Annotated in this window: 23 protein-coding genes; 7 read left to right on the top strand and 16 right to left on the bottom strand. The window is 71.5% G+C overall.

Annotated features, from left to right (window positions below; genetic code table 11):
* Positions 1 to 388: MFS transporter (locus EBO15_RS36595; RefSeq protein ID WP_122199061.1), on the bottom strand; the 388-nt coding region annotated here is incomplete at its 3' end.
* Between the two features lie 55 nt (positions 389 to 443).
* On the opposite strand from EBO15_RS36595, the gene EBO15_RS36590 reads away from it, so the two are divergent.
* Positions 444 to 1,403 (top strand): ArsR/SmtB family transcription factor, encoded by a 960-nt coding sequence (locus EBO15_RS36590; RefSeq protein WP_122199056.1) that lies wholly within the window; start codon positions 444 to 446, stop codon positions 1,401 to 1,403.
* Between the two features lie 57 nt (positions 1,404 to 1,460).
* On the opposite strand, the gene EBO15_RS36585 is transcribed toward EBO15_RS36590, so the two are convergent.
* Positions 1,461 to 1,754 (bottom strand): putative quinol monooxygenase, encoded by a 294-nt coding sequence (locus EBO15_RS36585; RefSeq protein WP_122199060.1) that lies wholly within the window; start codon positions 1,752 to 1,754, stop codon positions 1,461 to 1,463.
* A gap of 39 nt (positions 1,755 to 1,793) precedes the next feature.
* Positions 1,794 to 2,837 (bottom strand): aldo/keto reductase, encoded by a 1,044-nt coding sequence (locus tag EBO15_RS36580; protein WP_233616690.1) that lies wholly within the window; start codon positions 2,835 to 2,837, stop codon positions 1,794 to 1,796.
* Positions 2,838 to 2,975: 138 nt separating this feature from the next.
* Here EBO15_RS36580 and EBO15_RS36575 point away from each other — a divergent pair, with 138 nt between their 5' ends.
* Positions 2,976 to 3,854: a helix-turn-helix transcriptional regulator gene (locus tag EBO15_RS36575; RefSeq protein ID WP_122199055.1), complete on the top strand. Its 879-nt coding sequence runs from the start codon at positions 2,976 to 2,978 to the stop codon at positions 3,852 to 3,854.
* Here EBO15_RS36575 and EBO15_RS36570 read toward each other — a convergent pair.
* Both EBO15_RS36570 and EBO15_RS36565 read right to left on the bottom strand, forming a co-directional pair.
* Positions 3,818 to 4,480, bottom strand: a complete 663-nt coding sequence (locus EBO15_RS36570) for a response regulator (RefSeq protein ID WP_122199054.1) — start codon at positions 4,478 to 4,480, stop codon at positions 3,818 to 3,820. The genes EBO15_RS36575 and EBO15_RS36570 overlap by 37 nt on opposite strands.
* Entirely contained in the window at positions 4,477 to 5,607 is a 1,131-nt protein-coding gene (locus tag EBO15_RS36565) for a sensor histidine kinase (protein ID WP_122199053.1), read from the bottom strand. The genes EBO15_RS36570 and EBO15_RS36565 overlap by 4 nt, the downstream gene beginning before the upstream one ends.
* A gap of 219 nt (positions 5,608 to 5,826) precedes the next feature.
* Here EBO15_RS36565 and EBO15_RS36560 point away from each other — a divergent pair, with 219 nt between their 5' ends.
* On the top strand, positions 5,827 to 7,986 hold the full coding sequence (locus EBO15_RS36560) for an MMPL family transporter (RefSeq protein WP_199745034.1): 2,160 nt from the start codon (positions 5,827 to 5,829) through the stop codon (positions 7,984 to 7,986).
* Between the two features lie 52 nt (positions 7,987 to 8,038).
* On the opposite strand, the gene EBO15_RS36555 is transcribed toward EBO15_RS36560, so the two are convergent.
* The 4 genes from EBO15_RS36555 to EBO15_RS36540 form a co-directional block, all read right to left on the bottom strand.
* Positions 8,039 to 8,974: an RNA polymerase sigma-70 factor gene (locus tag EBO15_RS36555; protein ID WP_122199051.1), complete on the bottom strand. Its 936-nt coding sequence runs from the start codon at positions 8,972 to 8,974 to the stop codon at positions 8,039 to 8,041.
* Positions 8,971 to 9,897, bottom strand: coding sequence for an NAD-dependent epimerase/dehydratase family protein (locus EBO15_RS36550; protein ID WP_122199050.1), 927 nt, complete (start codon positions 9,895 to 9,897; stop codon positions 8,971 to 8,973). Before EBO15_RS36550 ends, EBO15_RS36555 begins: the two co-directional genes overlap by 4 nt.
* Before the next feature lie 83 nt (positions 9,898 to 9,980).
* On the bottom strand, positions 9,981 to 11,219 hold the full coding sequence (locus EBO15_RS36545; RefSeq protein ID WP_122199049.1) for an RNA polymerase sigma factor: 1,239 nt from the start codon (positions 11,217 to 11,219) through the stop codon (positions 9,981 to 9,983).
* Complete coding sequence (locus EBO15_RS36540) at positions 11,216 to 11,587, bottom strand: YciI family protein (RefSeq protein WP_122199048.1); 372 nt, start codon at positions 11,585 to 11,587, stop codon at positions 11,216 to 11,218. Before EBO15_RS36540 ends, EBO15_RS36545 begins: the two co-directional genes overlap by 4 nt.
* Positions 11,588 to 11,765: 178 nt before the next feature.
* On the opposite strand from EBO15_RS36540, the gene EBO15_RS36535 reads away from it, so the two are divergent.
* Both EBO15_RS36535 and EBO15_RS36530 read left to right on the top strand, forming a co-directional pair.
* Positions 11,766 to 13,286 carry an MFS transporter gene (locus tag EBO15_RS36535; protein WP_122199047.1) on the top strand — a complete coding sequence of 507 codons (1,521 nt, stop codon included), beginning with the start codon at positions 11,766 to 11,768 and terminating at the stop codon, positions 13,284 to 13,286.
* Between the two features lie 100 nt (positions 13,287 to 13,386).
* Positions 13,387 to 14,727, top strand: coding sequence for an FAD-binding oxidoreductase (locus EBO15_RS36530; RefSeq protein WP_122199058.1), 1,341 nt, complete (start codon positions 13,387 to 13,389; stop codon positions 14,725 to 14,727).
* Between the two features lie 48 nt (positions 14,728 to 14,775).
* On the opposite strand, the gene EBO15_RS36525 is transcribed toward EBO15_RS36530, so the two are convergent.
* The 6 genes from EBO15_RS36525 to EBO15_RS36495 form a co-directional block, all read right to left on the bottom strand.
* Positions 14,776 to 15,264, bottom strand: a complete 489-nt coding sequence (locus EBO15_RS36525) for a cupin domain-containing protein (RefSeq protein WP_122199046.1) — start codon at positions 15,262 to 15,264, stop codon at positions 14,776 to 14,778.
* Between the two features lie 15 nt (positions 15,265 to 15,279).
* Positions 15,280 to 16,167 (bottom strand): RNA polymerase sigma-70 factor, encoded by an 888-nt coding sequence (locus EBO15_RS36520; protein ID WP_199745033.1) that lies wholly within the window; start codon positions 16,165 to 16,167, stop codon positions 15,280 to 15,282.
* Positions 16,168 to 16,308: 141 nt separating this feature from the next.
* Positions 16,309 to 16,623: a hypothetical protein gene (locus EBO15_RS36515; RefSeq protein ID WP_147481825.1), complete on the bottom strand. Its 315-nt coding sequence runs from the start codon at positions 16,621 to 16,623 to the stop codon at positions 16,309 to 16,311.
* Positions 16,624 to 16,744: 121 nt separating this feature from the next.
* Positions 16,745 to 16,945: a hypothetical protein gene (locus tag EBO15_RS36510; RefSeq protein ID WP_122199043.1), complete on the bottom strand. Its 201-nt coding sequence runs from the start codon at positions 16,943 to 16,945 to the stop codon at positions 16,745 to 16,747.
* Position 16,946: 1 nt separating this feature from the next.
* Positions 16,947 to 17,246, bottom strand: coding sequence for a hypothetical protein (locus EBO15_RS36505; protein WP_122199042.1), 300 nt, complete (start codon positions 17,244 to 17,246; stop codon positions 16,947 to 16,949).
* Positions 17,247 to 17,601: 355 nt separating this feature from the next.
* Positions 17,602 to 18,003: a hypothetical protein gene (locus EBO15_RS36495; RefSeq protein ID WP_122199040.1), complete on the bottom strand. Its 402-nt coding sequence runs from the start codon at positions 18,001 to 18,003 to the stop codon at positions 17,602 to 17,604.
* Positions 18,004 to 18,660: 657 nt separating this feature from the next.
* Between EBO15_RS36495 and EBO15_RS36490 the strand changes: the two genes are divergently transcribed.
* Together EBO15_RS36490 and EBO15_RS36485 are read left to right on the top strand one after the other, a co-directional pair.
* Complete coding sequence (locus tag EBO15_RS36490) at positions 18,661 to 19,908, top strand: helix-turn-helix domain-containing protein (protein ID WP_147481824.1); 1,248 nt, start codon at positions 18,661 to 18,663, stop codon at positions 19,906 to 19,908.
* Positions 19,909 to 19,952: 44 nt separating this feature from the next.
* Positions 19,953 to 21,086, top strand: a complete 1,134-nt coding sequence (locus EBO15_RS36485; RefSeq protein ID WP_147481823.1) for a hypothetical protein — start codon at positions 19,953 to 19,955, stop codon at positions 21,084 to 21,086.
* A gap of 101 nt (positions 21,087 to 21,187) precedes the next feature.
* Here EBO15_RS36485 and EBO15_RS36480 read toward each other — a convergent pair whose 3' ends face one another.
* Positions 21,188 to 22,549 carry a helix-turn-helix domain-containing protein gene (locus EBO15_RS36480; protein ID WP_199745032.1) on the bottom strand — a complete coding sequence of 454 codons (1,362 nt, stop codon included), beginning with the start codon at positions 22,547 to 22,549 and terminating at the stop codon, positions 21,188 to 21,190.
* Positions 22,550 to 23,174 lie beyond the last annotated feature (625 nt).

Here is a 23,174-nt window from a genome sequence, read left to right as displayed (position 1 = left end):
GGCCCGCCGCCTGGGGCCCGCGGCCCGGCGCGACGACCGTGACCGCCCCGACGAACGCGGACGCCGCGACCAGCGGCGTCACCCCGGGCGCGGCCCCGGCGGCGAGCAGCCCGAGCCCGGTCAGCGCGAGGAGCGTCACGGCCAGCCGCCGGTGCGGGACGCGGTCGCCGAGCGGCACGAGCAGGAAGATCCCGGCCGCGTACCCGAACTGCGCCGCCGTGACCACGAGCGCGGCGGTGTCCGCCGAGACGTCCAGCCCGGCGGCGACGGACGGGCTGATCGCCTGCGGGAAGTACACGTTCCCGACCGCCACGCCGCAGGTCAGCGCGAGGAGCAGGAGCACGCCGCGCGACGCGTCCGCCCGGGGACGAGGTTGAGTCAGCGTCATGCGCCGAGTCCACGCGACACGGCCGCGCGGGGCCATCGATGTAGCGTGGGGCTTAATGATCAGTTTCGAGCTCGACGTCGAGGACCTCGCCGACACCCGGTTCGCCGTCTCGCCGCTGCACGAGACCGTCGTCGCCCTGCGCGTGCTCCGCGACCCGGGCCTGTCCGCGCTGCACCTGCCGTGGCGGCGCGCCGCCCTCGCCGCCCTGGACCCGTCCGACCTGCGACTTCTCCGCGCCCTGGTCAGTGACCGGCGGACGCTGCCCGACGTCCTGACGCCGCGTCCGGGCGAGTTCGCCCCCGCCTTCGACACGGAACTGGACCTCGTCCGGCGGGCACCCGGCGCCCTCGTGCTCCGCGACCTCGAGGCCGCGCACGCGCCGGACCCCCTGCCCGGCGTTCTGCTCGGCACGCCCCCGGACGACCTGCGCGACACGATCTGCGACGCGCTGCGGCGGTTCTGGGAGCTGGCCGTCGAGCCGCACTGGCGGCAGATGCGGCTCGTCCTGGAAGCGGACATGACCTACCGCGCGCGCCGCCTGGCCCTCGGCGGCGCGCGGCTGCTGTTCGCCGACATGCACCCGGACCTGCGCTGGCGGGACGGCGTGCTGCACATCGGCAGGATGATCAGCCATCACCATGTCACCGCCGCCGGACGCGGCCTGCTGCTGATGCCGTCGGTCTTCGTCCACAAGCCGTCGCCGCCGCTGAGCCCGGACGAGGCGCCGAGCCTCGCCTACCCCTGCCGGGGCGTCGGGACCCTCTGGGAGCCCGCCCCGCCGCCCGCCCGGAGCGCCTTGGACGCGCTCCTCGGCGCGTCCAAGGTCCGCCTGCTCGTGCTGCTCGCCGAGCCGCTGCCGACGGTCGAGATCGCCCGCCGGCTGCGCGTCACGCCGAGCGCCGTCTCCCAGCAGCTCCGGATCCTCCACGCGACCGGCCTGGTGAGCCGGGCCCGGGACGGACGCCAGGTGCTGTACCGGCGCACGTCCCTGGGCGACGGCCTCATCGACCCGTGACCGCCTTCAACCCGTGACGGCCTTCAACCCGTGACCGCCCTCAATCCGTGACCGCCCTCAATCCGTGACGGCCGTCAGGCGGCGGACGGTCATGGGCTCGGCCAGGATCCCGTCGAACACCTTCACCGCGTGCTCGAAGTGCGGCGTCGCGAAGTGCTCGGCCAGGGCGTCCGGGCCGGTCCACTCCTCGACGACGACCATCCGGGACGCGTCGTTGGGGTCGGCGTACGGCCGGTAGGCGAGGCAGCCCGGCTCGTCCAGCGACGGCTCGATCAGCGCCTCCAGCGCCGTGCGGAGCCGATCCTCCTGTCCCAGCACCGAACGAAGCTCCGCGACCACGAAGAGACTCATGTCCTGCTCCTTCATTGTCAGTTTCTCAACGGCTCGTGCTCAAGGGCGGGACGGGCCGGTGCCCGCGCCGGACGCGTCGATGGCGGCCGAGACCTCGTCCAGGTCCGCCTGGGTCAGCTCCACCTCGGACGCGCCGATCCAGCCGTCCACCTGCCGGGCGAAACGGGCCCCGACGATCGCGCCGGTGAGACCCGGCCAGGCGAGCACCCACGCGATCGCGACCTCCGCGACGCTCACGCCGTGCCGCGCGGCGATCGGACGCAGCGCCTCCGCGACCCGGAGGTTCGCGGCGAGGCCGGTGGTGAAGTCGGCGTGCCCGGTCCGCCAGTCGCCCTCGGGCAGGCCCGCGACGCGCTCGGCGGAGAACGTGCCGGTGAGCAGCCCGGACTGGAGCGGCGAGTAGCCGATCACGGCGGTGCCGTGCTCCTTCGCCCAGCCGATCTCGGCGGCGGCCGAGCGGTTGATCGCCGAGAACGGCGGCTGGATCGCGTCGACGTGCGCGATCGCCTCGGCCGCGTCCAACTGCTCGGCCGAGTGGTTCGACAGGCCGATCGCGCGGACCTTCCCCTCGGCCTTCAGGTCGGCCATGACCTGCCAGTACTCCTCCAGCGGCGTGGCGTTCGGCGACACCGCGCCGAAGCCGCCGCCCGCGTACTCCAGCGACTCTCCGGTGTCCGGGTAGTGCACCTGGTAGAGGTCGATCCGCTCGACGCCGAGGCGGCGCAGCGAGTCCTCGATCTCGCGGCGGACGCTGGCGGGCTTCATGATCCGGCGCGGCGCGGCGGACGGGTTCTCCGGGTCCCAGACCAGGCCGGCCTTGGTGAACACGTAGGGCCGGTCGGCCTCGGGCAGTCCGGCGATCGCCTTGCCGACCAGCTCCTCGGAGTGGCCGAGGCCGTAGACCGCGGCGGTGTCGACCCAGTTCACGCCGGACGCGAAGGCGTGCCGGATCGCCGCGATCGACTCGGCGTCGTCGGTGTCGCCCCAGCCGAACGTCCAGCCGGATCCGGAGACCGCCCACGAGCCGAAGCCGAGGCGGGTGATGTCCATGTCGGTGGTCCCGAAACGAACGGTGTCGGTCATCGTCGTCCTGCTTCCCTACTCGGTCGTTGTTCCGATGTCCCTCACTGTCGTCCGGTGGAAGCGGCTTACCCAGTGCCAGGCGGCGCCTGGGCACGGCGTGACCAGGCTCCGGTGATCTTCACGCGTGATACTGGGTCCATGGCATTGGACAGACGCGCCGAACTGGGCGAGTTCCTCAGGTCCCGCCGGGCCCGGCTGCGGCCCGAGGAGCTGGGGCTCCCCGACTACGGCGGGCGCAGGCGCGTCCCCGGGCTGCGCCGCGAGGAGCTGGCCCGGCTGGCCGGGGTCAGCGTCGACCACTACGTCCGCCTCGAACAGGGCCGCACGCTGCACTTCTCCGAGGAGGTCCTGGACGCCGTCGCCCGCGCGCTGCGGCTGGACGACGCCGAGCGCGAGCACCTGTTCCGGCTGGCGCGCCCCTGGCCCGGGACGGACGCGCCGCACGCCCCGCAGACCGTCCGGCCGGGTCTGCGGCGGTTGCTGGACGTGGCGTCCGACGTGCCCGCCTACGTCGTCGGCCGCGACACCGACGTGCTCGCCTGGAACCACCTCGCCGCGGCCCTGATCACCGACTTCGGCGCGCTGCCGCCGGGGCAGCGCAACCTCGCCCGGCTCGTCTGCCTGGACGAGGGGATGCGCGCGCTCTACGAGGACTGGCCCGGCAAGGTCGCCGACGTCGTCGCCTACCTGCGGCTCGACTCGTCCCGGCACCCGGACGACCCGCGCACGGCCGCGCTCCTCGACGAGCTCACCGAGGCCAGCCCCGAGTTCCGGGCGGCCTGGGCGCGGCACCAGGTCCGGGACAAGACGCACGGCCGGTACGTCTACCTGCACCCGGTCGTCGGACGCGTCGACCTCTCCTACGAGACCCTGCGTCTCCCGGACGACCCCGACCAGGCGCTCGTCGCGCACACGGTCGAGGAGGGCTCGCCCTCGGAGGCGGCCCTGAGGCTGCTCGTGACGCTGTCCCGGCCGGGGCCTCAGGAGGTCCGCGGGGTGACCAGGCCGGACTCGTAGGCGAGGACGACGAGCTGCGCCCGGTCCCGCGCGCCCAGTTTCATCATCGCGCGGTTGATGTGGGTCTTCGCGGTCACCGGGCTGATCTCCATCCGGACCGCGATCTGGTCGTTGGCGAGGCCCTGCGCGGCGAGGGCGACGGCCTCGCGCTCCCGGTTGGTCAGCTCGTCGAGGCCCGTCCCGACGCCCGCGCGGACCGGCTGCGTGACGTACTGGCTGATCAGCCGCCGCGTGATGGACGGCGCGAGCAGCGCGTCGCCGCGCGCCGCCACCCGCACCGAGTGCAGCAGGTCCTCCGGCTCGATGTCCTTCACGAGGAACCCGGCGGCCCCGGCGCGCAGCGCGTTGAAGACGTACTCGTCGAAGCCGTAATTGGTCAGGATGACGACGTGCACCCCGGCCAGCGCGGGGTCCGAGGCGATGCGGCGGGTCGTCTCGATGCCGTCCATGACGGGCATCTGGACGTCGACGAGCGCGACGTCCGGCAGCCACTCGCGGGCGAGGGCGAGACCCTCCGCGCCGTTGGCGGCCTCGGCCACCACCTCGATGTCGTCCTCGGCGTCGAGCAGCGCGCGGAACCCGCCGCGCAGCAGCGGCTGGTCGTCCACCAGCAGGACACGGATCACGAGGGGGACACTACGGGCAGTTCGGCCTGCACGCTGAATCCGCCCTCGCTGCGCGGCTCGGCGCGCAGGCGGCCGCCGAGCGCGGTGACGCGTTCGCGCATGCCGAGCAGCCCGACGCCCGGGACGGGCGCGTGGCCGGGCGTGGCCCCGCCGTCGTCGTCGACCCGGATCGCGAGCGTCCCCGGCCGGTAGTCGATGAGGATCGTCGCCGTCGTCGCGCCCGCGTGCCGCGCGGTGTTCGTCAGCGACTCCTGGACGATCCGGTAGGCCGTCCGGTCGACGGCGGCCGGCACGTCCTGCGGCTGGCCCTCGATCGTCAGGCTCGTCGCCAGGCCCGTCCCGCAGGCGCGTTCGACCAGGTCGGGGACGTGGTCGAGGCCGTACGCCGGGGTGGCCGAGTCGTCCCGCAGGGTCTCCAGGGTCGCGCGCAGCTCGCGGGTCGCCTCGCGCCCGGCCTCCTGGATCGCCAGCAGCGCCTCCGGCACCCGCTCGCCGCGCTTGCGCGCGAGGTGGACGGCGACCCCGGACTGCACCTTGATGATCGAGATCTGGTGGGTGAGCGAGTCGTGCAGCTCGCGCGCGATGTGCAGGCGCTCCTCGCTCGCGCGCAGCCGCGCGGCCTCCTCGCGGGTGCGCTCCGCCTCGTCCGCGCGCCGCTCGGCCTGCCGCAGCGCCTCCCCGGCGGCCCCGGCGGCGATCAGCCACGCGATCTCCAGGACGCCGCGGGCCCGCACGAACGACTCGCCCACGGACCAGTCGCACGGCGAGGCCAGGGCCGCGAGCGGCAGCGTGACCAGCAGCATCACGCTCGCCGCGATCGTGACCAGCCGGTGCCCCGCGCGCACCGCGGCGTACGTCGCGAACAGGTACGCGACGGCGGGCACCTCGAACCCGACCGCCTGGTATCCGGCGACGCAGGTCCAGGCGGCGCCGAGCACCGGGATCGGGGCCCGGCGGACGAACGCCATCGCGAGGCCGCTCACCACGATCAGGACATAGCCGACCAGGTTCAGGCCCACGGCCGCATGCCCCTCGCTCGCGGCCGTGATCAGGAGGGCCCCCGCCAGGAGGACCGCGATCAGCCAGTCCCGGCCGCGGGCCCCCAGTAGGGACAATGCGGTGCTCATAGCCGCAACCTAGCCAGATGCGGACATATAAGCCTCCTGCGCGCGGACGAACATCGCCTACCGCGAACGCAGTAGCCCCACGGCGTCCGCGGCAGAAAGCGCGGGGAAATGCGGCACGGGGCGTAGCGGGAATGACCTGCGCAGGACGGATGAATCGCGCATTTCCCAGAGGAATCATCAATTTCGTCAGGCCGCCAGCACGGCACAAGGAGATTGATGATGACCGAGACCCCTCGCGAGGACGGCGTCCTCGCGGGCCTCGCCCGCTTCTGCTACCGGCGCAGACGCCTGGTCCTGCTCGCCTGGATCGTCGGCGTTCTCGCGGTGGCGGTCGGCGGGTTCGGCTTCGGAGCCGCCTCCGACAACGATTTCTCCGGCGGCTCCTCCGGGTCCGCCAAAGCGCAGGCACTGATCGAGCGGCATTTCCCCGAACAGCAGGGTGACACGCTGACCCTCGCCATCAGGGCGGACCGGGGGATCGACGACCCGGCCGCCCGGCAGCGGATCGAGAAGGTCGTCTCCACCCTCGACGCCTCGCCCGTCACGGGCCCGGTGACCTCGCCCTACAAGGACCCGTCACTGGTCACCAGGGACCGCCGGATCGCCCGCACGACCATTCCGCTGACCAGCCAGAACGTGAAGACGTCCGAGGTGCTCACCCTGGTCAGGGCGGTCCGGGACGCGTCGGGCGGCGCGGTGACCCTCGGCCTCGCGGGCGAGCAGGCGCAGAAGGCCGAGGCGCCCAAGCAGGGGCCGGGCGAGGCCGTCGGGGTCGTGGCGGCGGCGGTGATCCTCTTCATCGCGTTCGGGTCGCTCGTCGCGATGGGCCTGCCGATCGTCACCGCGCTGATGGCGATCGTCGGCGGGATCGCGCTGATGAAGCTCGTCGGCTACATCTTCCCGGCGCCGGACTTCACCGTGATCGTCTGCGCCCTGATCGGGCTCGGCGTCGGCATCGACTACGCGCTGTTCATCGTGACCCGCTACAAGGACGCCCTGCGGGACGGCGACGACCCGGAGGCCGCGACGGTCAAGGCGATCACCACCGCCGGGCACGCGGTGCTGTTCGCCGGGACGACCGTCGTGATCGCGCTGCTCGGCCTGTTCGCCATGGGGCAGAAGCTGATGACCGGCGTGGGCGTCGCCGCGTCCGTGACCGTGCTGGTCACGATGGTCGCCGCGGTGACGCTGCTGCCGGCGTTCCTCGGCTTCACCGGATACAGGATCAACTCGCTGCGGCTGCCGCGGCGCGGACCCCGAGGCGAGGGCGGGGGAGCCGGTGCGACCCGGCGGACGCCCGCCGAGCGCTGGGCGGGCGCGATGCAGCGCCGTCCGGTGATCGCGGCCGTCCTGGCCGGGACGGGCCTGCTGGTGCTCGCCGCGCCCGCGCTGTCGATGCGGCTGAGCATGGCCGACGCGAGCGTCCAGCCGCACGACCGCGGCAGCTACGTGGCCTACCAGATCCTGTCCGAAGGGTTCGGGCCCGGGTACAACGCGCCGTTCGTGTTCGCCACCCCGATCGCGTCCCGGGACGCCGACCTGCGTCCCGTCATCGACGCCGTCGGCAGGACCGAGGGCATCGCCTACGCCACCCCGCCCCAGATCAGCAAGGACGGCCAGGCCGCCCTGTTCATGGCGTTCCCCAAGACCGACTTCCAGAACAAGGCCACCCCGGACGTGGTGCACCGGCTGCGCGACGACGTCCTCCCCAAGGTCGCCGGCGGGAAGGACGTCCAGGTCGGCGGGCCGAACGCCGTGGTGATCGACTTCTCCGACGCGGTGGGCGCGCGGCTTCCGCTGATGATCGCGGTCGTGCTCGGCCTGTCCCTGGTCCTGCTGGTCGCGCTGGTCCGGTCGGTGACGATCGCGATCCAGGCGGCGGTGATGAACCTGCTGTCGATCGGCGCCGCGTTCGGGGTGCTGACCGCGATCGTCCAGTGGGGCTGGCTCGGCAAGGCCCTCGGGTTCCCGACCACGATGCCCGTCACCAGCTGGGTCCCGATGATGATGTTCCCGATCCTGTTCGGGCTGTCGATGGACTACGAGGTCTTCCTGGTCTCCCGGATCCGCGAGGACTACGTCCGGACCGGTGACACCCGGGCGTCCGTGGCGACCGGCCTGGCGAGCACCGCCAAGGTCATCACGGCCGCCGCGGCGATCATGATCTCCGTCTTCATGACCTCCGTGTTCGGCCCGGACATCCAGGTCAAGCAGATCGGGCTCGGCATGGCGATCGCCGTCCTCGTGGACGCCACGATCGTCCGGCTGGTGCTCGTCCCGGCCGTGATGGAGCTCTTCGGCAAGGCCAACTGGTGGATGCCCTTCCGCCGCAACCCCACCCCGGTCCCGCCCCGGGTGGAGGAACCGGCGGGCGTCTGACCTGCGCGAACGAGAGCGCGGGATCCCAGCCCGGGATCCCGCGCTCCCCTGCTCACTCCGCGCGGCCCGGGGTCCCGTGGCGGTGGGCGTTCGCGGCGCGGCTGACGGCCCAGGCGTCGGCGACGGGGCCGAGGTGCGCGAGCTTGTCCGGGTTGATGACCGTCCGGACGGCCTGGACCCGGCCGTCGAGGACGTCGATCGTCCAGGTGTTGAGGATCCGGCCGTCCGGGTCGCGGAAGATCGCGCCCGGCTGGCCGTTCATCCCGTGCGGCTCCACGGTGACGCCGACCGCGGCGAGCGGCCCGGACATCGCGGTGAGCAGCCGCAGCACGTTCGCCGCGCCCGCGACGCCCTTGCCCCACTGCGGCGCCTTGCCGCCGCTGTCGCTCACCATCTGGACGTCCGCCGCGAGCATCTCCGCGAGCGCGCCGACGTCGCCCTCGCGGAACGCGTCGAGGAACCGACCGGCGAGTTCGCGCCGCTCGCGGCGGTCGGCCTCGAACCGCGGACGGCCCTCGTTCATGTGCCGCCGCGCCCGGACGGCGAGCTGGCGGCACGCCGCCTCCGACCGCTCGACGGCGGACGCGACCTCGGGGAACCCGAACCCGAACACCTCGCGCAGCACGAACACGGCGCGTTCGAGCGGGCTCAGCCGCTCCAGCAGCAGCAACGCCGCCATCGACACCGAGTCGGCCAGCTCCGCCGACCGCTGCGGGTCGTCGTACGGGTCGGTCAGCAGCGGCTCGGGCAGCCACGGCCCCACGTACTCCTCGCGCCGGACGCGCGCCGACCGCAGCACGTTGATCGAGACGTGCGTGACCACCGACGACAGGAACGCCTTCGGCGAGTCCGGCACCGTCGCGGACGCCTCGTACCGCAGCCACGTCTCCTGGACGGCGTCCTCGGCCTCGGCCACGCTCCCGAGGATCCGGTAGGCGATCGAGAACAGCAGCGGCCTGAGCTCCTGGAACTCCTCGTCCCGGGTCACGCGACGACGTCCTTGAAGCCCTGGCGCCACGACGGGTGGGCGAGCTCCCAGCCGAGCTCGGCCTTCGCCTTGGCGTTGTTCGAACCGAGGCAGCTGGTCATCATCGACACCGCGACCTGCCCGGCCAGGAGCCTGCCCAGCCACGCCGGAAGGTTCACCGGACGCTTCGCCCCCGCGCATTCGGCCAGGTAGGGCAGCCATTCGCCGACCTTCGCGGGCTCGTCGTCGACGATGTTGTACACGCCGCGCGCCTTCTTCTCGACGGCCAGGACCGTCGCGTTCGCCGCGTCCTCCAGGTGGATCCACGACCAGACGCCCGTCCCGCCGCCGATCATCGGGAACTTCCGCTTCCGGACCATCTCGGCCTGGTCGTCGGACGCGCCGGGCCCGTAGAACCAGCCGTAGCGCAGGACCGCGCCGCCCGCGGCGAGCACGGCCTTCTCGGTGTGCCGCAGCGACTCCATCGCGATCAGCGGGGCCGTCGTGGAGCCCAGGTCCAGCGCGTCCTTCTCGGGGGTCTTCCAGCCGCCCTCGCGCGGCCCGTTCCCGCCCGCGTTGCTCTGCGCGACGACGTGCGGGACCCTGGCGGCCTCGGCGGCGGCCAGCAGGTGGTCGGTCCCCTCGGTGCGCAGCCGCTTGGTGTCCCGGAAGTACCGCTCGGACCTCATGTTCGTCCCCGCGTGCGCGACACCGAGCGCCGTCATCTGGTGGACGATCACGTCCGGCCTCGCGGCGGCGACCGCGTCGTGCACCGACGACGCGTCCAGGCCGTCCATGACGACGGCCTCGGCGCCGAGCCCGCGCAGCAGGTCCAGCTTGCGGGACCCGGTCGTCGTCGCGGTCACCTCGTGCCCGCGCGCCACGAGCACCGGCACCAGCACCTGCCCGAGAACACCGCTCCCACCTGCGACGAAAACCCGCATGATCTCACCAACCCGACGTGTGGTCCTGTCTCGACGTCCCTTGAGACACCACAGCCGCGACTCGTGTGACATCGGGCCGGGGATCAGCCCTTCAGCCGGCTCGCCCGGGACTCCAGGTACCGCCGCTCGGCGAGGCTCGCGGTGGCCTTCGCGGCGCGCCGGTAGTGCTCGTAAGCGCCGGACGTGTCGCCGGTCTTCTCCAGCAGGTGCGCGCGGACGGACAGCAGCCGGTGGTGCCCGGCCATCCGCTCGTCCTCGTCCAGGACGGTGAGCAGCGCGAGCCCGGCCTCCGGCCCCTCGACCTCGGCCAGCGCGATCGCCCGGTTGAGCGTGACCATCGGGTTCGGCGCGATCCGGTCGAGGACGAGGTAGAGCGCGTACACCTGCTGCCAGTTGGTCTCCCCGGCCGTCGCGGCGCTCGCGTGCGTCGCGGCGATCGCCGCCTGCAACCGGTACGGCCCGAGCGTCGGGTCGGCCAGGGACGCCTTGACCAGCGCCGTCCCCTCGTCGATGAGGTCGCGGTCCCAGGCCGAGCGGTCCTGCTCGTCGAGCGGGACCAGATCGCCGGACGGCGTCGTCCGGGCGTCCCGGCGGGCGTGGGTGAGCAGCATCAGCGCGAGCAGGCCGCGGACCTCGCCGTCCTCGGGGAGCTGCGCGTGCACCATCCGGACGAGCCGGATCGCCTCCCGCGCGAGGCCCGCGCGGGACAGCTCGCCCCCGGACGACGCCGTGTACCCCTCGTTGAAGATCAGGTACAGGACGTGCAGGACGACCCGGAGCCGCTCCTCGCGCTCGGCGCCCTCCGGCAGCGTGAACGCGCTGCCCGCGGCCTTGATCCGCTGCTTGGCCCGGCTGATCCGGGCCGCCATCGTCGCCTCCGGCACCAGGAACGCGCGGGCGATCTCGGCCGTGGTCAGCCCGCCGACCGCGCGCAGCGTCAGCGCCGTCTGGGACGCCGCCGTCAGCGCCGGATGGCAGCACAGGAACAGCAGGACGAGCGTGTCGTCGGCGTCCGGGACGTCCCGCTCGGCGGGCTCGGCGGCCTGCTCGAGCGCGAGGGCCGACTCACGCTCGCGGCGCGCGTGCTCGCTGCGCATCTGGTCGATGAGCCGCCGGGACGCCACCGCCACCAGCCAGCCGCGCGGGTTGTCCGGCACGCCCTCGGCGGGCCACTGCACGGACGCCGCGAGGACGGCCTCCTGCACGGCGTCCTCGCAGCCCTCGAACTGCCCGTGCCTGCGCACGAGCGTGCCGAGGACCTGCGGCGCGAGCTCGCGCAGCAGGTCCTCGAACCCGGTCCGGGGGCCGGTGGAGTCGCTCATGCCTCCAATTGTCCGTCGGAGAACATCACCTGCCGCACCTCGACCCCCAGGCCCTCGATCGCGGCGTCCGGCAGCTGGGCGGCGAGCTCGATCGCGCGCTCCCGGTTCTCGACGTCGACCAGGTAGTAGCCGCCCAGGAACTCCTTGGCCTCGAGGAACGGGCCGTCGGTCACGACCGGCCGGCCGCCGCGCACCGACACCACCGCCGCCTGGGACGGGTCGGTCAGCGCCTGCGTGAGGACGAACTCGCCGGACGCCTTGCAGTCGGCCATGAACTTCCCGTGGCCCGCGCCGATCGCCTGCTTCTCCTCGTCGGTCAGCGCGTCCAGGACGGCCGGGTTCATGTGCATGCTGATCAGGAACTGCATGTCGTGCTCCTCATGTGCTCAGGTCACCGGGGCCCTGGCGGGTCCCTTCGACCAGTTGGTCGGAGCCGCCGCCGCCGTCTTGACATCCCCCGGGAGAGAACTTCCCGGATTCGAAAACATTTTCGGTGGGACCGTGCCGGCGATGTCAAGGAGCACGCATCGGCTCCGACCACCCGGCATGACGAACGAAACCGAGACGAAGGCCGACCGGCGGGCCTGGCTGGGACTGATCGTCCTGGCACTGCCGACCCTGATCGTCGCGATGGACATGACGGCGCTGCTCCTGGCCCTGCCGCGCCTCAGCGCCGACCTCGGCGCGAGCAACGTCGAGCAGCTGTGGATCAGCGACGGGTACGGGCTGATGGTCGCCGGGCTGGTCATCACGGCGGGCACGCTCGGCGACCGGATCGGCCGCCGCAGGCTGCTGCTGGCCGGGGCCGCGGGCTTCGCGGTCCTGTCGGTCGTGGCCGTGTTCTCCGTGAACCCGCTGATGCTGATCGTCGTCCGGCTGCTGCTGGGCGTGGCGGGCGCGACGCTCACGCCGTCCACGCTCGCGCTGATCACCAGCATGTTCCGGGACGAGCGGCAGCGCGGGAAGGCCATCGCGATCTGGGCGACCAGCCAGTTCGCGGGCGGCGCGGCCGGCCCGGTGCTGGCCGGGTTCCTGCTCCAGCACTTCTCGTGGAAGTCGGTGTTCCTGATCGCCGTGCCCGCGATGGCCGTCGTGCTCCTCGCGGGCCCGTTCCTGCTGCCCGAGTTCCGCAGCGACCGGGCCGGACGGCTCGACCCCGTCAGCGTCGTCCTGTCGCTGGTCGCGGTGCTGCTCATGGTCTACGGCTTCAAGCAGCTCGCGATCCAGGACGAGCCGCTCGTCCCGGGCGCGGCGCTCCTGGTCGGCGCGGCGGTCGGCGCGGTGTTCGTCCGGCGCCAGCTGCGGATGGAGACGCCGCTGCTGGACCTGCGGCTGCTCCGGAACCGCCGGTTCAGCGCCGTCCTCGTCGGCCTCTGCCTCGCCGGGACCTCCATGGCCGGGACGGGCCTGCTCGTCACCCAGTTCCTCCAGAACGTGCTCGGCCACTCCCCGGCGACGTCCGCGATGCTGTTCGCGCCGATGGGGCTGGGCGTCGCCGTCGGCACGATGACCGCCCCGGTGTACGCCAAGCGGATGAGGCCCGCGACGGCGATCGCGGGCGGGCTGGCCCTGTCCGCGGTGGGCGCCCTGCTGCTGGTCCTCGTGCACGGCTCGGGCTCGCTGCCGCTGGTCATGACCGGGATCACCGTCCTCGCCCTCGGCACCGGGCCGCTGTTCGCCCTCGGCACCGGGCTGGTCATCGGGTCCGTCCCGCCGGAGCGCGCGGGGTCGGCCGCGTCGATGTCGGAGACCGCCAACTACTTCGGCGGGTCGCTCGGGTTCGCGCTGCTCGGCGTCCTGGCCGCGGTCGTCTACCACCACGAGACCGGCGGAGCGTCCGACTCCCTCGCGGGCGCGGTCGCCACGAGCCACGACCTGCCCGCCGCCCAGGGCGCGGAGCTGATGCGCACCGCGCGCGAGGCGTTCACCACGAGCCTGCACGTCACCGGCCTCGTCGCGGCGGCCCTCTTCGCCGCGATCGCGCTGCTCACGTTCGCGACGCGCCAGCGCGCTTCGAAGGCAGCGGGCACGGCGCCCGAGCCGGAGACCCAATCCGCCGTCGCATGAAAAGGATCTGTGGCACAGGTCACGCGTGGCCGTGTCACGGATTCCGGATGGCCGGAGTCATGTGTACGACCGGGCGGCAGACCAGATCGGGGAGGACCCCATGACTTCGGCTCTCGAAAACCTCCGTCGTGATTTCGGCGGCGACATCATCGAACCGGGCGGCGAGGAATACGCCTCGGCCGCCCGCACGGTTCTCGCGGCGGGAAGCCCCGCCTTCGTGCTGCGTCCCGAGAACGTGGACGATGTCCGCGCGGGAATCAGGTTCGCGGTGGAGGCCGAACTGTCGCTGTCCGTGCGCGGCGGCGGCCACGCCTTCGCCGGATTCGGCACCAACGACGGCGGCGTCGTGCTCGACCTGGCCCGGCTCAAGGGCGTCGAGCTCGTCGACGAGGACCGGCACATCGTCCGGATCGGCGGCGGGACGACCTGGGGCGAGGTCGCGTCCGCGCTCACGCCGCACGGCCTCGCGCTCACGTCCGGCGACACCACGAGCGTCGGCGTCGGCGGGCTCACGCTCAGCGGCGGCATCGGCTGGAAGGTCCGCAAACACGGCCTGGCCATGGACAACCTGGTCGCGGCCGAGGTCGTCACCGCCGCCGGGGACGTCCTGCGCGCGAGCGCCGACGAGCACCCGGACCTGTTCTGGGCACTGCGCGGCGGCGGCGGCAACCTCGGCGTCGTGACGTCCTTCGACTTCGCCGCGCACCCGACCACCGACGTCTTCTTCGGGAAGATCACCTTCCCGGCCGCGGAGCTCGCCACCGTCCTTCCCGGATGGGCCGACCACCTGCGCACCGCGCCGGAGGAACTCTCGTCCACGGTGAACTTCGCCAACCCTTTCCTGGGCGGACCGAACGCGCCGGTCGAGATCCTCGTCGCCTTTGACGGGGACGACCCGGAAAAGGCCGCCGAGGCCATCGACCCGATTCGGCGGCTGGGCACCGTGGCGTCCGACGACGTGAAGGCGATGCCCTATGCGGAAACGCTCGAAGAGGGCCTCGTCCCGCCGCCCGGATTCGCTTTCGAGTCCAAGTCCGGCTTCGTCGAGAGCGCGTCGGTTCCCGATGTCCTGAGCATTCTCGGCGAGGTCGGATCGGCGGCCGGATCGCCGATCCTCTCCGTCCGCGCCGTCGGCGCGGCCGTGTCCAGGGTCCCGGCCGACGCGACCGCCTACGCGCACCGCTCGGCGGAGCTGATGTTCGTGGCGACGATCGGCGGCCCGACGCCGGTCGTCGAGGCGGCCCGTCCCGGCCTGGACGCGTTCTGGACGCGCGTCTCCCCGCACACCAGCGGCGCCTACGCGAACTTCCTGGCCACCGCCACCGATGAGGACGTCGCGGCGGTGTACCCGGACGCGACCCGCAAGCGCCTCGCCGCGCTCAAGGCCCAGTACGACCCGTCCAACCTGTTCGCCGGCAACCACAACGTCCGGCCCGAGTGACGGGACGGCCGCCCGGCGACACACGTCCCGGGCGGCCGTTCTCGCAGGTCAGACCATGAACTGGTCGTGGCGCCCGTAAAGCTCGGTCCACTCCTCGGCGCTGAGCTCCCGGCCGGTCCGGACGATCTCCGCCAGCTCCTCGAAGTACGGCTCGCGGGGCGCGCCGGGCGCGAACAGCACGAGCATCGTCGCCGGTCCGTCCGCGTTCCGGAACGCGTGCACCCCGCCCGGCGGCGCGTACAGGAAGTCGCCCGGCGAGCGCGTGGCCCAGGAGTCGCCGTCGAACAGGTCGACCTTCCCGTCCAGGACGAAGAACGACTCGGAGAACGTCCGGTGGAAATGCGGTGAGCCGCCGGTCTGCTGCGCGCCCATCTCCCACCGGTACAGCCCGAAATGCCCGTCGGTGGTGGCGCCGGTCGCCAGGTAGTGCACGTTCGTGCGCCCGCCGATCCTCAGCTCCGGCGGCGCGTCCGAGGCGCGCAGCACCGCGCTGACCTCGCCCTTCTCGGCCAGATACGTCGCGTCCGGGTAGGTCATCCCTGGTCTCCTCGCTCAGCGGCTCAAGGTGGTCTCGTGTCGGATGCCCGAGAGCTTCTCCGGGTTCCGGACGACATAAAGTCCCTTGATGAGACCATCCTGAACGTGGACGCCGATCACCGCGTCCACCTCCCCCTCCCGGTACAGCACCAGCGCCGGATGCCCGTTGACCTCGGCGGACTCCAGTTCGAACGGCATGAGCAGGCGGCTGAGCAGCCCGGCCACCGTGTCGATGCCGACGAACGGCTCCAGCGCGGCGTGGACGATGCCGCCGCCGTCGGTCAGCATCACGACGTCCGGAGCCAGGACGTCCAGCAGGCCCTGGAGATCGCCGGTCGTGGTCGCCTGCCGGAACGCCTCCACGGCGTCCCGCCGCTGGTCCGCCGACACCTCCGCGCGCGGACGCCGCGCCGCCACGTGCGCCCGCGCCCGGTGCGCGATCTGCCGGACGTTCGCCGGGGCCTTCCCGACCGCCTCCGCGATCTCGTCGTAGCCGAGGTCGAACACCTCGCGCAGGACGAACACGGCCCGCTCGGTCGGCGCGAGCGTCTCCAGCACGAGCAGCATCGCCATCGAGACGCTGTCGGCGAGCTCCACGTCGTCGGCGACGTCCGGCGTGGTCAGCAGCGGTTCCGGCAGCCACGGACCCACGTAGGACTCACGGCGGCGGCCGACCGTCCGCAGCCTGCTCAGCGCCTGCCGCGTCGTGATCCGGACGAGGTAGGCACGCGGCTCGCGCACCTCGTCGTGGTCGACGCCCGTCCAGCGCAACCAGGTCTCCTGGAGGACGTCCTCGGCGTCCGCGGCCGACCCGAGCATCTCGTAGGCGACCGTGAACAGCAGATTGCGATGCGCGACGAACGCCTCGGTCGCCGCGTTCCCGGTCGTCGTTCCGTCATTCATGATCGTCCCCCAGCTGCTCATGCCGACCCTGCCGTACGAACGACGCCGCCCACAGCCCCCCTGTGACAGTGATGCGCGTCACGCCGCCTCGCGCACCGTCCCCCTACCCGACCGTCCTCCGCGAAGCTCCGCCACTGACGCTCAGACAGGCCGTCCCCACCGCCCCATGCCAGGCTCGACCCCCTTGAGCACCCACCACTCCCGAAGCCTGCGCCCCAGCACCGAAGCGTCCACCCCCGCCTCGACCGGGACATCAACGTCCCAGACCCCCAACGAAGCCGACTCGTCGGCCACGATCACCCGCACCGCCACCTCGGCCCGCCCCACGCTCACCCGCTCAACCCGCATCCGAACACCCCCCACAGGCGTCCCCAACACCTCATTGAGCAGCCGAACAAGCTCGCCCCCGGCCAAGGGGAACTCGGCAACCATCAGACGCTCCACCAGATCGAGCAAGGCATGACGCGCCGCCCCCATCCCCCAGGAACCACCCACAGAGGGCCAGGCTAAGTACCCTCCGTGCCCATACGAATCCCCTACGCGGCCACCCTCCACCGGCCGCGGCGGGACACCGAAGTCATCGATCGCGAACCAGCCGACGCGCGACCTCATCCCGATCGCCGTCCGGAGCCCACAACCTCCGGGTCGTCCCGTCCGGCAGATGAGCGACGAACCAGCCCTCCCGCACCGGATCGTCGTAGAAACACGCCACCACCCGACGAGCCTCGGAACGAACAACGGACACCCCGTCCGCCCTGGTCTCGATCTCGACCTGCATCTCACGCCCCTTCAACGTCGAGCCGAGCAGCGAACGCGCCCTTGAGCCCCGTGATCGCCTCATACGGATGGTCGACCTCCGCCAGCGGAGCCCCCTCCAAAAACCACCACCACCGCCCACCGTCATCCGACCGCCGCCCGCACGTGATCAGGCCAAGAGGGTGGACGTTCGCGGACGACCCGGCAGGACGAACCGACACGCGCAGCCCGTCGTCACTCCACTCAGTAGCGAAGCCATGGGCTTGGACCTGCGGTTTCAGCCCCGCCAGCGCCCGCCCGGCCAAGCCGTCAAGGTCGGTCACCCCGCCCACCTTCCGAGCAAAGTCCGAGAACGCCGGGCCGGCGGTTCGTCGGACGGGACGGGCCAACCCGCATCGGCGACAAGCGGCCCCAGAACGTCGTGGACGGCGGCCAGCACCTGCGGCAACTGGTACCGAGTCCCCAGATACCGCCCGGACGAGTCGCAGAACCACGCGACCTCGTCACCCCCACTGAGCAGCGGCTCGACATGCACCGACAGGCCCGTCCGTTCCAGCGCGGGATGCGTCACCCGCACCAACGGCGGCGACAACTCAAACCGAGGCGTGATCGTCCACCCAGCCGCAGCAAGCAACTCGGCCAGCTCACTCAAGTACCGCTCTCGCGAGGACGTCCGAGTCAGCCGCACAGCACACTCACCACATCCCACGCCACAACCGCCCCGACCAAAGCAGCAGCGGCCCCCACCAGCGCGAACACCCGGCCCCCAGACCTCCGCCGCACGGGCCCACGCACCAAATGGGCATCGGGATACCGCTCCGCCCGAGCACCAGCCGAAGGAACCTCTTCCTGGACGGGACGGACGTCCATCAGCGGACGATGCGGCAGCGGCCACGACGGCAGAACCGCGTCCCGGATACCCGCAGCCAACTCCCGCGCGGTTGCAGCCTCGACCAGCCGGTCACCAAGCAGCGCCCACCAGCTCCCGGTGAACTCGCCGCGCCAAGACACCACTTCGGGGAACTCGCGGTGCAGCGCAGCCAGCAGGACATCCGGGTCGCTCTCCACGACCAGGCTCACGACGCGTCCGTCCCAGAAGCCTGGACGAGGAGCCGCTGCGACCTGTCCTCAACCGACGGCGCGCAAGCCCCGGCGACCTCGGCGTCCCAGACCGCCACCCGGCCCAACATCCACCGCAACCCGCGAGCATCCGCCGCGTTCAACACCCGAACGCCACCCACGCCCCCGTCCCACTCCGCCCCCACCTTCCGCTGCGCACCCCACCGCAAAACAGGCAGACCAACAGAACAGCGAACCCACCAGCCAGGAAACTCCTTACTCAGAAGCTCCACTTCCCTACGCTCCCGAGCGCTGAGCCCAGAAACGTCCGGATTTCCCCTAAGATCTCCCACGGATCGGACCTCCAGTGTCCGGTCAAGGCCCCGGATCCCCCGCTGTTTGCCCAGCGGGCCGGGGCCGCTTCATTCGTGAGGGCGCAGCCGAAGACAGGGAAGACACCCCATTCGCCACACCCGCCACCCCAGGTCGGGGGGACACGGACGCACACTCCGGCATCGAAATGTGCGCATCGGATCACCCGAGGGAATTTCACCGATGAGTGCGCGCCTGCTCTTCAAGTGAATCTGTGACGGCCCGCACTTGTCAGCGTGATACTGGGGGACGAGAGCAGACGTGGAAGTGCGTCTGCGGACGTCTCCGGCCGAGGTGCATCGCAACATGTCAGCCGAGAACAAAGCCATCGGCGCCCGTCTGCGCGCGGAACGAAAAGCTCAAGGGCTGGTCGTCGCGGACCTTGCCGCCCGCTTCCGCGAAGTCGCTCCCGCGCAGGTCCGGTCCCAGCTTCCAACCGCCCGGGACATCGAGCGCGCCGTCCGCGACCACGAGGCCGGAAAACGTGCGGTGGGCCCCCGCTACCGCCTGCTGTACGCCGCCGCGCTCGACCTTCCCGAGGACGTCCTCTTCTCACATGGAGCGGACGCCCCGTCCCTGATCAGCAGCGATATCGAACTCATGGAGCTCGCCAATCGCGCCGAGGCGTCCGACGTCGGCGCGGGCACGCTGGACCTGCTGGACGTCGCCATCGAACGGCTGTGCTGCGACTACCCCACCGTCGCCGCGGACGACCTATGCGTCCGCGGCCGAGCCCACCTGGACCATGTCCTGAGTCTGCTCGACAGCCGGACGACCCTCGCTCAGCACCGTGAACTGCTGGTCGACGCGGGATGGCTGACGGTGCTGCTGGCATGCGTCTACTTCGACGCCGGTGACAAGGCCGCGGCCGAGATCGCCCGTCACACCGCGCGCCGCCTCGGCGAGCAGGCCGGACACGGCGAGATCATCGCGTGGTCCTGGGAGATCGCGGCCTGGTTCGCGCTCGTGGAGCGACGCTTCCCCGACGTCGTGGCGTGCAGCGAGGCCGGGCTCCGCCACGCCGGCCACACCAACGCCGCCGTCCAGCTCACCCTGCAAGCCGGTCGCGGCTATGCCCGCATGGGAGACGGCCGAGGGGCCGATGCGCTGGAGATCGGACGGGGGGTCTTGAACCGGCTTCCCCGGCCGGACCATCCCGAGAACCACTTCGTGTTCGACCACGACAAGTACGAGTTCTACGCGTCCACGATCTTCACGATGGCCGGCCAGGACGACGCGGCCGAGGAGCACGCACGCGAGGTCATCACGCAGTGCCGACCGTCCGCCGACGTCGTGCGCTGGCCGATGCGGCTGGCGATGGTCAGCCTTGACCTGGGGATCGTCGCGGCGCGACGCGGCCAGCTCGACACCGCTGTCGAACACGCTCGCACGGCGCTCAGCCCCACCCGCCGATCCGGCGACCTCCTACCGCGCACGGCAGAGCTGGCGGGAATCCTCAGGGACCGTTTCCCCCACGAGTCGTTGGTGGGCGAGCTGGAAGAACAGATCCGACAAGAACTCGTAGGAGCAGGCAGAGCACCCGAGCTCCTCTGACATCCCAGCGGGTTCCCACGTCCAGGCTCGGGGACACAGAAGCCATGGGTGACGCGCCTCGCCAATCGTCCGAACAAATCGCGGAAGAACTCACCACACGGCTCACCGGAACCTCCGGGCGGCACATCGGCCAGGCAATCGCCACCGCGACCGGACAAGGCGAGGACGAGTTGTTCGGTTCCCGCCCACCTGAACAGGCCGCCGTCAACGAAACCGCGTCGGCCGACTACGCCGCCATCGTCCGCGACACCAACCAGCACCTCATCGTGCTCGACTCCCGGATCGGCGGGACGAGCATCGCCGACCTGGCCGTCCACGCGTTCACCACAGCCCGGACCGCACTGGCCACCGGACGCCACAACGCCGACGAGCGCGACCTCCAGGCCGCCACCGGCGAAACCGGCGAGATCGCCGCCTGGACGCTGTACGACGCCGACCGCCTCGAAGAGTCCCGCACCACCACCCACGAGGCGATGTTCCTGTCCCGCCTCGCCGGTGACCGCTCCCTGGAACTGTTCGAACTGTCGCACCTCGCACTCATCGACGTGCACCAGCGCCACAGCCGCGAGGCATTGCAGATCGCCGAGCACACGATCGAAGGCAACCACCTCCCACCTCGCGTCCAGGCACTGTTCGAACTCCGTGCCGCACGCGCCCTCGCCCAAGGCGGCGACCGTACCCGCGCCCTGAGAACCCTCGACGCCGCGTCCGGCGCGCTACAAGAGTCCCTGCACCCGCGCGCCCCCCACTGGACGTGGTGGCTCGACACATCCGAACTCAACTGGCACCGCGGCATCCTGCACATGGAACTGGGCGACCTCAACACCGCGATGCCCTACCTGGACGAGGCCGCCCGCGGACGCCTCGCCCGCGACCCCTACGTCCCGGCCATTCACACCGGCCCGGTCACCGCACACGGCGAGGAATGGGGACGGGCCGCCTACAACGACCTCGTCCACCTCCTGCTCGCACTCACCCTGGCCAAGGCATGGCGCGAAACCGAAGCACTCACGGCAACCGTCGCGGACTTCACACACGAAGTCGTATCCGCACGCACCGAAGTGATGCTCCGCACCGCCATACGAAGGATGCTCCGCACCGGCGGCCCGTCATCAACCCTCACCGACCTCGCCGAACAAATCGCCAGGACCCGAGGCTGGAGCATCGAAACACCCTGACCAACCAGCATCGAGATCCCTCGGCCACCGACCACATCGACTGACCGGCCGACGCCGTTGCCCAACAGCGCTGCGCAGCCGGCCAGCCCCTGCCTGAGCGCCTATGCCACAAGCGCGGCGTGGATATCCCGTGCTGCTGGGAGATCTGCCCAACGGGCCTGAAGGCGCTGGTCGAGGTCGCCGAGTTCGCGGAGTATCCGTGCCGACCCCGTCTGCCGCACGGCCTGGATCGCCTCAAGGCCGAGCTCGGCGGCGTGGGCCGGGTCGGGGCTTCTCCCATGGGTGAGAGTGACAGCGAGTTTGGCTGTCAAGTGACCGCGGTCGCGGACGACCTCCGGTCCGAGCGAAGCGATCTGCGCTTGCAGGATCGCCGCGGAACCGTCGATGTCGCCGGCGAGCCGCAGGCACACGGCCGATTGCTCTTCGAGAGTCGCCGTGTCGTAGTGCTCCAGGTAGACGGGCGCGCCAGGGTGTGACACCTCGGTATGCCGGTCCAGCAGTGCACGGGCCTCGGCCAAGAGCCCGGCGGCGGTGTCGTGGTCACCGAGGAGAGAGTGGCCGCGGGCCTCTTGCTGAGCTGCGAGAGCGGTGAGCTTCGGGTCGATGTCGCGGGTCTTGCGGGCTGCGGCGGCGCGAAGGACCACAGCATGATGATCGCCGGTCAGGCACGCGATGTTGGCCTTCCGGACCAGCATGTACGCGACCATCTGCTGATCCCCGCCGACGAGCGCCCAGTCGGCGGCGCGTCTGGACCATGCGAGGGCTTCGTCGAGGAGCCCCAGGTCTTGGTGGAGCCATCCGGCCATTTCGGCGTACTGCGCGAGGACACCGAGCAGGCCGTCGACATGATCGGTCGTGGTCTGCCGCCGGAGATCGTCGAGGACGTTGATCTGGGCGAGGACGGGGCCGAGGAGTCTGCGGGGACCGAGCGACTTGTCGGCGCTGTAGTGCTCGGCGAGCACGCGCCTGAAGTAGGCGAGGGTGGAAGTGTCGATCTTGGTGGGATGAGTGAGGGCGTACGGGATCCGGTCGGCGTCGACGGGGGTGACGCCGGGAAACACCGAGCTCAAGGCCCCACCGGCGATCAGTTTGCTGAAGTCCCTGCGCGAGATCCGCACGCGGACGCTCCCTCCATCTGGTGTCGGCAACACCAGCATGACCGCCCCGTCATCCTCCCCACCAGAGGACAGCACCGCGGGAGCGGCCGCGGTCCGTGTGCCGGCGGACCCGATGTCCTCGACCAGCTCACGGAGGTCGCAGAGGAGGCGTCCCACTCCAAGCGCGGTGTCGATCTGCTCGACGGTCTGCGGAGGCGGCAGGTAGGCCCCGTTCTCGGCGCGTGACAAGCGCGTGTAGTCGTAGTGGACGACCTGCGAGAACTCCCGCAAGGACACGGTGCCGCGGAGATGCCGGAGTACCCGGCCGAACATGCGCTGCGCGAGCTCGCGCGGATCGTCGCTCATACCAGCCGCCTCGGAACCGTGTTGCTGCAACACCCCTGCAACGCCCACCCCCTAGAAGCCGACCGCGACGGAAGCGACTCTGGTCCAGAGGGCGGATAGCGGAAGCGTAACCCCGCCACCACGCTCCGCACAGACCTCACAAGAATGTTCCGGAGGAGGCCCGCGATGCTCCAGCTGCTTACCGCCGGGTGCCGACAGGTCTCGTCTGGACCGGCACCAGCAAGACCGCAGGCACACGTCGCCCCGTCCATCATCCCCAGCGCCCGAAAGGGCCTGCCCCCGACCCAGGGAGCCACATGCGGCAGGGGACTTCGCGCCGCCCTGACGTGCGGCTTAGAAGAAAACAACCTGGTCAAGCGACTGTTCACGCGAGGGCCAGGGACCTGTTCGGGCAGCATGGCCGGGCGGTACACCAGCACGCGCCTGCACCGCTCAGGCCGCCGCAGGCCACGATTCCGGGAGGACGCCGTCATGACCGTCGACACACTGGAGAGCGCAAACCTCCGCGACCGCATGGTCGACCGGCTGATCGCCGACCAGGAAGGGAAGGGCCTCACGCTTCCGCCCTCGGTGGAGGCGGCGCTTCGGACCGTCCCACGGGAGCTGTACGCGCCGGACACCCCGA

This window comes from Actinomadura harenae, from assembly GCF_003696215.1.
GTDB classification, from domain to species: Bacteria; Actinomycetota; Actinomycetes; order Streptosporangiales; family Streptosporangiaceae; genus Spirillospora; species Spirillospora harenae.
Note: the sequence above shows the minus strand (reverse complement) of the source record. Positions and strands in the feature narration are given on the sequence as shown.